Source organism: Erythrobacter sp. S57(2025) (genome assembly GCF_057365055.1).
In genome coordinates this window covers 513,747-525,157 of the sequence record NZ_CP200299.1, presented here as the reverse complement: position 1 = coordinate 525,157, position 11,411 = coordinate 513,747, and the positions used below count along the sequence as shown (strand labels likewise).

General features: G+C 53.3%; 7 protein-coding genes. 2 read left to right on the top strand and 5 right to left on the bottom strand.

Features of this window, described 5'->3' with window-relative positions:
• The first annotated feature begins 399 nt into the window (after positions 1–399).
• Positions 400–3,438 carry a TonB-dependent receptor gene (locus AC0V6N_RS02455; RefSeq protein ID WP_486170006.1) on the top strand — a complete coding sequence of 1,013 codons (3,039 nt, stop codon included), beginning with the start codon at positions 400–402 and terminating at the stop codon, positions 3,436–3,438.
• A gap of 229 nt (positions 3,439–3,667) precedes the next feature.
• Here AC0V6N_RS02455 and AC0V6N_RS02450 read toward each other — a convergent pair whose 3' ends face one another.
• The 5 genes from AC0V6N_RS02450 to AC0V6N_RS02430 all read right to left on the bottom strand — a co-directional run bounded on the left by AC0V6N_RS02450 (position 3,668) and on the right by AC0V6N_RS02430 (position 10,818).
• Positions 3,668–3,874, bottom strand: a complete 207-nt coding sequence (locus tag AC0V6N_RS02450; protein ID WP_486170005.1) for a hypothetical protein — start codon at positions 3,872–3,874, stop codon at positions 3,668–3,670.
• Between the two features lie 793 nt (positions 3,875–4,667).
• A complete protein-coding gene (locus AC0V6N_RS02445) occupies positions 4,668–6,728 on the bottom strand; it encodes a M13-type metalloendopeptidase (protein WP_486170004.1) in 2,061 nt (686 codons plus the stop codon).
• Positions 6,725–8,179: an MBL fold metallo-hydrolase gene (locus AC0V6N_RS02440; protein WP_486170003.1), complete on the bottom strand. Its 1,455-nt coding sequence runs from the start codon at positions 8,177–8,179 to the stop codon at positions 6,725–6,727. Before AC0V6N_RS02440 ends, AC0V6N_RS02445 begins: the two co-directional genes overlap by 4 nt.
• 75 nt (positions 8,180–8,254) lie before the next feature.
• Positions 8,255–9,328: an AraC family transcriptional regulator gene (locus AC0V6N_RS02435; RefSeq protein WP_486170002.1), complete on the bottom strand. Its 1,074-nt coding sequence runs from the start codon at positions 9,326–9,328 to the stop codon at positions 8,255–8,257.
• A 77-nt stretch (positions 9,329–9,405) separates the two neighbouring features.
• Complete coding sequence (locus AC0V6N_RS02430; RefSeq protein WP_486170001.1) at positions 9,406–10,818, bottom strand: S41 family peptidase; 1,413 nt, start codon at positions 10,816–10,818, stop codon at positions 9,406–9,408.
• Positions 10,819–10,932: 114 nt separating this feature from the next.
• Between AC0V6N_RS02430 and AC0V6N_RS02425 the strand changes: the two genes are divergently transcribed.
• Positions 10,933–11,385 carry an Lrp/AsnC family transcriptional regulator gene (locus AC0V6N_RS02425; protein ID WP_486170000.1) on the top strand — a complete coding sequence of 151 codons (453 nt, stop codon included), beginning with the start codon at positions 10,933–10,935 and terminating at the stop codon, positions 11,383–11,385.
• Positions 11,386–11,411: the final 26 nt, after the last annotated feature.

Sequence of the window (11,411 nt, the reverse complement as noted above, 5' to 3'; positions counted from 1 at the left end):
TATGTCATGCCAATTTTCCACTTTGGCCTTACCAATTTCGACTCGATACCTCACGCGACCCACTCAATCACTCCTCCGGCATGCATTTTTTACCTCACTGTTTTTCAACAGCTTTTCATGGTGTGATAGTATCTCGTATGGCAAAGGCACGAGAAACGACGATCTGGACGTAGTGATGCAAAAATGTGACGAGTAGGTGCGAAATCGCTAATTGCTGCACAGGTATGCACTACGCCAGCGAAGATCTATCGCGCTGTTCTTATTTGTATTTATCGCAAATCTGATTAATTGGTATGACACTTTTTGGATAAAATGTCTGTCCAACTGGTTGACTCACGATGGAGGCCGCTTAGCCTTGGACGGACCAACCCAAAGAAAAAGTGGTGATGGGAGAGAGAAATGGGGTACTTTACTGGCGGCGTAAGCCTGCCCACTACACGGTCGCGTCTGCTCGCTGGACTTCTTACAGGTTCTGCAATCGCACTGATGCCGACAACTGCATTCGCACAGGATGCTGAAAGCAATGAAGGCGTTGCTGAAGGCGAAGGCAACCAGATTGTTGTCACAGGTATTCGTAGCTCGCTGCAAAGCGCGCTAGCAGAGAAGCGTGATGCTGACAGCCTGATTGAAGTTATTCAGGCAGAAGATATTGGTAAGCTGCCTGACCAAAACCTGGCTGAAGTTCTGGAAAACGTCACCGGCGTTCAGATCACGCGTACAGCTGGTGTCGGTACGGGCGTTCAAATTCGCGGCACAAACGACAACCAAGTCCTCATCAACGGCGTTAAAACCGTTTCAGCTGGAACAGGTCGCGGCGGCATCAGCTTTGAAGACATCAACCCTGCCATTATCGGCGCGGTCGAAGTGATTAAGGCGCCAACCGCTGACACTATCGAAGGCTCTGTTGGCGGTACGGTCAATTTGCGGACCATTCGCCCACTCGACATCACCGACACGATTATGTCGTTGAGGGTGCAAGGTGAGTACAGTGAACTGTCTGACAGCATTAAGCCGCGCATCTCTGGCAGCTTTGGCGATGTCTGGTCAGCCGGCGACGGTGAAATCGGCTTTGTTGTCAGCGGCAGCTATACTGAACAAGAAGCCACATCGTTCCGGCCACGTGTTGACCGCGACAACCTGATCCTAGCGGACCAGGCTGTAACGGCCGCTGGCGCCCCTGGACCATCCAATCCGTTCTTGAACATCCAATTCCTCAATCAGGAACGCGAGAATTTCGAGTACGAGACGATCAACCTTGCGGGTTCGCTCGAATATGCGCCGAACCCTGGCCTGATGTTCTTCCTTGACGTGATCTACAACGATCAAGAGCGTCGTCAGGACAGCTCGCGTATCCAAGGGTCTGGCGTCAGCGCGGTTGATACGGTCAACGTGCCGGATGGCTTTGAAACAGTGAATTTCGGCTCGCTCGACGGCGTAAATCTGGGCAGCATCGAAGCCGCTTTGTTCGGCACAATCCAGCCGAACCTTGCACGCGATGACGATGATCCAAACCTGCGTTTCTCTAGCGATACCGGCGCACGCGTTACCACTAGCGAGCTCTATCGCCTAGGTACCGAGTTCGAGACCGGACGTTTGACCACACGGGTTGAGCTTTCGCGTTCAACATCGGATTCGGCAAACCCAAACCTCAGCACCACGCTGAACTTCATCAACCCTAACCCGCTGACACCGCTTGATGGGTCCAGCAACGATAACTCTGTACCGTTCATCTATGATCTGCGCGGTGGAGCTTTGACGTTTGGTGTTGATTTTGACTCGCCATTTGCACCGACTGTTCAAGATCTGCTGAACCCAGCCAATACGGTTTTGGACGCAGTGACAAACAGCAACAACACGACAGAGAATAAGGAAGACGCCTTCCGTATCGACACCACTCTCGATCTGGATGGTGCCTTTGGTCTGATCACATCGATTGACGCTGGCTATCGCTACAATGACAGCTCAAGCGAATTCAATCGCTTGCGCTCAACATTTGGTACGGGTTCAATTGCGAACAGCCCAAGCGGTTCTGCACTCGGCGATCTGATCGTGCAGGGTCCGAGCAATTTCGGCGCATTTGATGGCCGCGAGCTTGCATTCCGCAACTTCGTGGTGGTCGATCCAAACCGTTCATTCTCTGACCGGGACAACGTGTTTGCGCTTTTACAGGCTGCACTCGATGCAACGCCTGGTGGTCAAGCAGCGATCGCTGGTGGAGGGCGTTTGCTCAACGATCTCGATCCAAACTCAACCGGTGATCTTGCAGCATCGTTCCGTATCGAAGAGCAAACGCATGCCCTATATGCGCAAGCCAATTTCGAAACGGGTCCGGTGCGCGGCAATGTCGGCTTCCGTTGGATTGATACAAGCATTGATTCCTTCGGTAATGCCATTGCTGGCGGCGTAGCATCGCCAGTCACTTCGGGCGGCGGATACACCGAGTTCATGCCGCGTGTGAACGTGATCGCAGATCTAACGGATGATCTGATCTTCCGTGCAAGCTACACCGAGGACATCAACCGTCCTGACTTTAGTGATCTGTCGCTGTCTGTTTCGTTCCCAACGGGTCCAAACAACGCAGTGGTCCTGGGCAATCCGAACCTTGCGCCGGAAACAGTGCAATCGTTCGATGCTTCGCTTGAGTGGTACTTTGCACCATCATCGTTGATCAGCATCGGCTTCTTCCACAAGGACCGCACGAACCTGTTCGTGACCCAAGTCGAAGACGCAGTTGAGGATGCCAATGGTTTCCGCGACATCACCGATCCGTGTGAAGGCGGCGGTATCTTTAACCCAGTGCCTGACCGCAACGTCCTTTCCGACGTCCCCGGCAATGGCCTGTGTGTCCCACTGCAAACTATGGTCAACGATTCGGCCAGCACAACGCAAACCGGTATCGAGATCGCATTCCAATACGATCTCTCGCAGTTTGAAGATCAGCTGGGCTTCCTGTCGGGCTTTGGCGTCATCGCCAACTACACCTATCAGGACTTTGGCGGTGGTCAGGCCACACAAACAGCCTCTGGCCGCGGTCAGGACATTTTCGAAGCATCTGCTCCGGGCGTTCCTGATCCAGTTGAGGCGGTTCAAGGTCTGCTCGACTTCTCTGAAAATGCGTACAACGTGACGTTGTATTACGAAAAGTTCGGCCTGTCGGCCCGCGCGCGCTACACATGGCGTGATGCGTTCCGTACGCTTGATACTGCAGCTGGCGCTTCACTCAACTCAACGCTGGGCTTCCCAGTTGTCACAGAGGCTCGCGGGCAGCTGAATGCCAGTGTGGTCTATGACGTGACCGATTTTCTCGCCGTGGGTGTTGAAGGCGTGAACTTGACCAAGTCGGACATCAGCCAGTTCTGCGTCAATGATGGCGCCCTGCTGTGCTTCCAAGGCTTGCCGGATCGCCGCATCACATTTGGTGCGACACTGCGGTTCTAATCGATCCACAAATCACGTGTCTCTCCGACACACACTGGGCGCTCCGCTTCGGCGGGGCGCCTTTCTTTTTTGGCAATGGTATCGGTGATCGGAAGGGAGGAGTGGCGGCGCTGCTAGTCTAACGCGGCCTCCTCCGTGCTAGGCAAAGTGCTCCTGCCAAAAGAGCTCTGGAAGACGGATGTTGCGCCCATGATCCAGTTGTGTTGGAGCGTCACTCTTGGATCGCCTGCTATTGCGGCAAGTCGTCAAGCAGCCAGTCGAGTACTTTGCCTTCCAATGCAATTGCTTCCTCTGGCGACAATGACCAGATGTCGTGCTCCATGCCCGCGACCTCCCAATAAGTGAATTGAGAATGCCCGGAGCCGAAAACCTCCGCGGCCAGTTTCTGTGCAGATTCAACTGGTGCGCCGGTAAAGTCATTCGAACCATGGACCATTAGAACTGGCCTTGTCTCACCCACCAACAAGGGAGTCAGCCTAGTGTCCAGCCGGCTTTCCCACACCTTGTAGGTATTGTCTTGTCCCGACCAATGCCTTGACCAAGTTGGATTTAGCTTAATCGTCTCGAATTGCCTACGTAGGTCAGTCAGACAAGCATCTCGGGCCTCAGTTTGTGTCTCCTCACAAACCCAAAAGTCTTCGAAATGCTCTTGCATTGTAAAGCCCCCTCCAACGCCGCCGAATGCCAGCTTTGAAATTGTCGGATTAAGGGCGAAGACTTGCGCTGCGATATCCCCACCGTCTGACCAACCGAAGATAACTATTTTGCCATTCCACCAATACGCTCCCCTTGTCGCCACTTGTAGAACGCGCAAGTGATCCATGACCCGATCATCTATCGCATAGTGTTGCAAGAATTCGGAGGAGCAGTCGTCAAGGGAAGCTTTGTCCGCTGGAACGCCAGATTTCCCGACCACGAGCCTTGCATAGGCTTTGTCCGGAAACTCAGAAGGTGAAAGCAATTGCGCAAACCCATCGCGTTTATGCCCACACATCCCGAACCATCAATCACAACCAGCAGGGGAACGGTTTGATCAGTGTTTGAGGGCATCTCGATTGTATAATCGAGGATCCGGCCATCAACCGTTTCAACCTGCAAATCGCGGCTGATTGTCACTTCAGCCGCGTCAACAGAAGATGTCACAATCAGCGCCACGAAAACGGCTAAAAAACTCTTTAATAGCCAGTTGAAGCTCGTCATGTCTCGTCCTCGTGCCAAAAATTGGCGATTTACCAGAGCGGATTTCGTTCAGCTTCACGCCTGTAGAGCGCGCTATCATCACGAATTGCGAAGTCGGTGTGCCAAGCGTCTAGATTGGTGACTACGCCATTCACACCGTGTGGCGGTGCAGGCTGCGCCCAAGACATCGCCATTTCTCGCAAGGCTGGATCGCGCGCTACCATTCGCGTTTTCTGAGCGAGGCCCAACCAGTATCGCTGTGGGCCAGTGAACCCATCCAGCACCTTGTTAGCCTCTTCTGGGTGATCCTGAAGGTACAAGTCATATGCGCGCCTGCTGATCAGCGCGCCCGTCAGATCACCCACGATTTCGCCGATCATCTGATCAGATTTGAGTGGTGTGTCAGGGAGCAATTCATACCGAGCAAATTGCTCAATCAGCAGCTGTGTTCGCCGATCATATTCGGCCCTTGAACTGGGCGACCACCAATCACGCAAAGCGCCATTACTGTCGAATTTTGATCCCTGATCATCGAGCGAGTGACCAAATTCATGCCCGATCGTAGACCCGATTGATCCGAAGTTGACCGCTATGTCTGCATTGGCATCGAAAAACGGAGGCAGAAGCGCGCCCGCGGTGATAAAAATTTTGTTGTATTGCTGATGGAAGCCAAGGCCGACCCGGTGAGGGTACATGTTCCAATCGCCCCATCGCGATATGGGCATGCCGATCCTGTCTTTGGCTGCATTCCATTGGGCCGTCCGAATGCCACGGACATTGCCAACAAGATCATCGGGAGACGTAGAGACTTGCGAAAAATCGATGCGCTCTTTTGGCTCGGCCATTTCAAAAATGATCGCGTCTGCTTTGGCTAAGGCCTCCGCTCTTGTGACCTCATCCATCCAGTCGGTTTCGCGAAGCTGCTGTTTGAAAGCTGCGCGAACATACTCCGCAATCTCTAGCACTTGCGCCGTGCTACTCTCCGGAAAATGCCGCGCTACATAGAGCGATCCAACGTCCCAGCCGAGCTCACTTTGAATTAATTCAATCGCGCGGGCAGTGCGGTCTGCACGCGCTTCGGCACGGGACAGGCGTTTGTCGTAAAACTCGAAACGGCTTTCACCAAACGTTTCAGGCAGAAAGTCAGCGTGGTTGTTGATCCAATGGAAATAGAGGTAGCTTTTCCATGCCGATACAGGAACTTCTTCGAATAGAGCGGCGCTTTCGGTTAGCGCTCCTATGCCAATGTTTAATTGCTCTATGTCTGAAAGGCCTGCCGCTTGCAGATATGCTCTCCACGGAAAGCCCGGTGCGCGGGCCTCTAATTCACCCACAGTAATAAGATCGAAAGCGGCACTAGCATCGCGTAGCCGCGCGAAATCCCACATCACATTGGCAAACTGAACTTCTAAATCGACGAGGCGTGCGGCGTGCGCAGCGCTGCCTTCGATTTCGGCGAGGCTCAGAAGGCTCGACGCGTATTCCTGGTAAGCGGCTCGATGCCCGGCAAAAGGCTCCTCCGCGCTTGTGTAAAAGGTTTGTCCCGGCAGACCAAGGCCGGTGACGCGATACTGCTCAATCGACAGAACGTACCCGCCCTGCATATCGACCGGGGGTTTTACGACCAGTTGAAATATCGACGGGGCCATCGGATCAGCCATGAAGCGCGCAACACCTTCATGCGTCTCGATAGCCGAGATGGCAGACAAGCCTTGTCGAACTGGAGCAAGACCAAGGTCCTCAACCCGCTGCACATCCATAAAGCTTCGATGAAGATCTTGAAGCCGCCTTTCAGCGCTTCCGGCATCACCGCGCGGCGTCGATAGAATGTCAGCGAACATCCTTTCGAGATCATCATAGATCTTATACTGCGCGACCCAAGGTTCGGAGAGAAAGGAACGCTCGGGCGGAATCTCTGTTTTCGCGATCCAACCTTCATTCACATAGGTGTAGAAATCGTCGCCTGGTGCGACTGTCGCGCTCACATTCTCTGTCTCAATTCCCCAAGCACCATGCTGAGGCTCGTTGGACTGAGCCAATGCAAAAGTGGTGATACCGGCAAGGCCCAGCGTCGTCATTGTCGCCAAAAAAGCAACGCGCAGTTTCGTCATTGTGATCGGAAAACCTGACAAATCTCCCTCCCTGATGGGCACAAATCCCCCGCCCCAGCTGTATTGACGGCTGCGTCGAAAACATCCCAGCGCTCGGCTTTGCGAGCATGGCCTGAGGCGATCCTGTCAACGTCAATTTCCAATTGCGAAACAGCCTGATGCATCTCAATTGCAGACGGCTGAACGCGGCTGGGTCCGTCGGCAATTAGACCGTGATAATGATCATCTTGGAACACGGTCTTGGTTCCAGCGTGATAGACAATGGCGTTTTGCACCGCATGCGATGTAGGGCGCACAAAAACCGAAAGCGGTCCAATTGTATCTTCGCTTGCGAGGACGACGATATTTGCATCCACCGCGAAGTCTTCTCGCACCTTCAATACGGCATCCGTCTCGCTGGTCACGAACAGGGTTGCACCCAGTTCGACAGCTTCATCTACCCCGTCCATGTGATCCGTATGATGATGCGTAACGATCAATCCCGTGAGTGGGCGTTGTTCACCCAAATATTCGTTCAACGCCGCGTGCCGCTCAGCGATGCCAGCATAGGCATTCACTGCAATCACGCCTTCGACGTCCAGCGCGAAGAGGCTGTAGTCTTCTCTACCTACAATAAACACACCGTCGCCCAAGCGATCAACAGTCATTTCCGATTGTTCGACCGGCTGCGGCGGGGCGACAAAACCGTTCTCTATGGGGATCAATTGGTTAACATTCGCATTCGGCATGAAGGCGAGGTCCCACTCATATTCTGTTAAAATTTCATCGACAAAGATCTGCACTTCCGACGCGTGAGTGACCCCACTAACGGTACGATGTGCGCCAAATAGGAAATTCACTGTTCCAATCTCGCGCGGCATTGTTGCACGCCGGATTAGACCGTCTTCGCGCGAAACAAAGACTGTCATCTCAAGCGTTTCGGGCAGGATCGAGAAGGTTAGCTTGTCGTGCGTTTCACCGAGGTAATTCTCCGAGCCAACAAATTGTACTGCTATTTCAGAGGTCGCGAGCCGATAGGCCATCAGAGCATCAGAGCTGCGAAAATCGCCGCTAAACCATTGCCAGAACCCGGCTTCTGCGTTGGGAGTTGATGTCATCTCAAAATAGTCGAGAGACTGCGCAGTCGAACCGTCAACCACCCACCTGTTGTGATAGACGTTGCCATTCTGCAGGGTCCATCTTTCAACGCTGCCGCTCTCGTTTTTCAGGTCGAAATGCTTGCGTAATCGATCGGGTCCAAATTCGACAAAAGCGGCTGTTTGACCTTGGCCCAGCCACCCAAGCCGGCGATTGCTAACAATCGACACACTTTCCATTTCGCGTAGCGCATCGCCGCCATAGGCATCGATCAATCGCGCAATGACACGCTCTGCATCGGCACTGCGCGGCTGAGCCGAAAGTGGGGTCGCCCAAATCGCGAAGAAAGCAAAGATGAAAGGGAGTAGCCGCATCGTAGTTTCTCCAGCCGTGCGACGCCGTCGGGCGCGTTTCGGCCAAAGTGGCTAATGGATCAGTCACGCAGCGTCTTACTGATTTCCCGAAAACCCTTCCTGATTTTTTGGCAAAGCCGCATCTTCTTTCAATCGCTCCCGATATTGGCTGGGCGTCTCACCAGTTGCGGCTTTAAATGCCCGGTTGAAAGCCGATATTGACTTGAAGCCAGCATCCATTGCAATCGTTAGTATCGGTTGCTCGCTCGCCTCTAGTTTTGCGAAATCGCGGCGCACTGACTCAATCCTAATGGCGTTGATATACGCATTGAAATTGGGATAGCCGAGCCTCTGGTTGATCAACATTCGCAATCGATCTTGGCCAACTCCCAAAGTCTGCGCGAGCACAGGCATTGTTAAGTCATGATCGCGATAGCCATTTTGATGAAGGATGCGATCTTGCAACAATTCCAGCAGATCACGTTCTCTGGGAGAGAGGTTATTGGCCGGCTTCAACAGAGTTGAGACAGCAAGTGCAGGTGAGCGAAACCGGAGCATCCATACCGCACCAAAAGCAATCGCTGGGAAAATCGCGATAATCTTCGCCGTATGGCGGCTCAGCGACGTGCCATCGGGGATCAACTCCGCCATTGCCGCTCCGACGGTTGCGAAAAACAGGATGGCAAAAAAGCCGATCATTGGGAGGCTAGGGCGCGCCGCATTCTGCTCTTTCAGAGCAGCGTAAGACACCCATACTAGGTGGGTCATCAGCGCGAGCGAGGTTATGGCTCCATAGATCAGCAGCCAAACAGGGGGTTCGGGCAGGACACTATAGTAGGCAAGCCGCGGCCAAAGGATCGGAGCCGAATAGAGAACGCAGACAGCGACATGCCATGGCCGCAACCGAAAATCCGCTGCACTAATACTGATCGCGAACAACCAAACGAGCGGGAGGTGCGGCATATCGAGAAACCGCACAATCGCAAGAACCGGCTCAGGAGGTAAGAACTCGGGAATTGAATAGCCCAAGAAAAGCGCACCTACGCTGAGGCAGGCGGCGATCAAATATGGCGCGCTGCGCCAGTATGATAGATGCTGCCAACTCATCACTGCGATTAGCGCAAGCAAGGCGATTCCCCCGAACCGGAAAACTGCGTCAATCAACAACATCGCTGTGCCTCTCGCTCAGCCTTAGCCACGCCGAATGCTCCCATTTTTGCACTATGGCCCGTCGTAGTCGCTTTGGGTCAGTTACTCACATGCGTGTCGATCAGTGCGATTGTCTGCTCGACGGCGGGCGTATGTCCCGCGAATGGGTCGGATGGATCAAACACCTGCCATTCGTATTCTGGCGGAATACCTTTCCCCTCCCAAGATATACCCTCATGGTCGAGATAGACCTCATTCGAAAGCGTCACGATCCACCCGTTTGGCAACCTCTTCTCAAGCACGTCGGAAAACGCACCACGAGTTGTTGCGCCAACATGTGTCACATTTGGCAAAGCGCGAAGCGCGAGCGTTAGAACTTCGGCCGCACTTACAGTCACATCGCTGGTGAGCAGATAAACCGGTTTTGTAAAACTAGGGCGAACGCCCGGCTCAATGTACATTGGTTGTGGCGTTTGGTCTTCTGCATCGCCAGCAAACTTACTGGACACGAGCGTTTTTTCGCTGGCGAACCGCGCAGCAATCTCTCTTGCCAAATAATCATATCCTCCCCGGTTTGCGGTGATGTCGACAATCACCGCTTTGACGCCAGCGCTTTGGAAATAGGAAATGACCTCATCCATCGCGTCATTGATGGCGGCGAGTTCTTCATCTTCTGATGCGTCAGGCGCAGCAGCATAGCCACCCATTGACATGACAGCCATGTAGCCGATGTCATCGCTAGTGAGCCCATATTTGATCCGCTCATTTACCGCATTGTGGTGCTGTCCATTCAATATTGTGTCTTCGACATCTGTCCTCAGGTATTGACGACCAAAAGCCGCCATCGGGCTCCCCTCACCCGAATAGGTCTGCTGCACTGCGCTTAATGTCGGACCAGGGTAGGCGATAAACTCACCTTCATCTCCATCGACGGCCGCCCGTATGCTGACATGACCATCCTTGAGTGTTGAAAGCAGTCCGATCATCGTTTCAATAATATCGGTTTCCTGGGGTTCTTCGCCCAATTGACTGCGAAATCGGGCGGCCTGTCTAAGCCAGCCGGGATTGTGCACGTCGAAGAAGGCGTAGTGATTCTGAAAATAGCTTACAAACGCATCGAAGCTTTCAAGCTGTTCATTCGGCTGCCCTACCCAATCTGATTGGCAAACTTGCGGCAACGCCTCCAATCGGTGGAAGCGCATGTCATAGGGGTCGGTTGCAGTACGTAGCTCCATCAGAGTGTGATCCTGATTGAATCGTCCCAGCCTCAAGTAATTGAAATGGGTCTCGCCTCCTGTCGTCTCGACACATGCCTGATCGGTGTAGTCATAGGTTCGGATGTCTTGGCCGCCATCGCGGACTTCAAGGAGAATTCCATACCCATCAGACAGCCAAATCCCAATCGCAGCCTCTTTCTCGAGAAGCGTATCTAAGGGGTGCGACGCGCTCATTGGGTGGCCAGTCGCAACTAGCGCTGCAGCAGCGATGACAGTTTGGAAATTCAACAGCATTGCAATTCCTCCATCCGCTAAGCGTAGCAGGACCGTAACACTTAATTTTTGCTTTTTTCGCCACTCTAGGTACGAATTACTGCACTAATGCCCTCAGTAGCTACGAAATTCGCCATGACACTCGATGAATTCGACCGCACAATACTCAATATTGTGCAACGCGATAACCAACTTACTCATGCACAAATTGGCGATCAGGTTGGTCTATCCAACTCGGCTGTGCGGCGTAGGCTTAAGACGCTGCGTCAGACAGGGATTATCAGCCGGGATGTTGCCATGTTGCGCAGCGATGCTGTGGGTATCACTGCCATCGTCAGTGTCACATTTGAGACCGACACACCCGAAGCTTATGCGGAGTTTGACCGCAGAATGCAGGCCGATGACCACGTCAAGCAAGCCTATCACGTTTCCGGCGTGACGGACTATTTCCTAATTGTCCAAGGACCTACGCTCGCATGGTACGAAGACTGGGCGAAGAAAAACCTGATGAGCATGGTCGAGCTCAAGCGACACGACACGAGCATCGTTTATTCCTGCAAGAAATTTGAGACTGCATGCAATGTGTAGTTTCCGCATAACGTCCACCACCACGG

Bases quoted from the DNA above. Each gene is read 5' to 3' on its own strand.
- AC0V6N_RS02450 (WP_486170005.1), bottom strand. From the start codon at position 3,874: ATGGTCCATGGTTCGAATGACTTTACCGGCGCACCAGTTGAATCTGCA.
- AC0V6N_RS02425 (WP_486170000.1), top strand. From the start codon at position 10,933: ATGACACTCGATGAATTCGACCGCACAATACTCAATATTGTGCAACGC.
- AC0V6N_RS02445 (WP_486170004.1), bottom strand. From the start codon at position 6,728: ATGACGAAACTGCGCGTTGCTTTTTTGGCGACAATGACGACGCTGGGC.
- AC0V6N_RS02430 (WP_486170001.1), bottom strand. From the start codon at position 10,818: ATGCTGTTGAATTTCCAAACTGTCATCGCTGCTGCAGCGCTAGTTGCG.
- AC0V6N_RS02440 (WP_486170003.1), bottom strand. From the start codon at position 8,179: ATGCGGCTACTCCCTTTCATCTTTGCTTTCTTCGCGATTTGGGCGACC.
- AC0V6N_RS02435 (WP_486170002.1), bottom strand. From the start codon at position 9,328: ATGTTGTTGATTGACGCAGTTTTCCGGTTCGGGGGAATCGCCTTGCTT.
- AC0V6N_RS02455 (WP_486170006.1), top strand. From the start codon at position 400: ATGGGGTACTTTACTGGCGGCGTAAGCCTGCCCACTACACGGTCGCGT.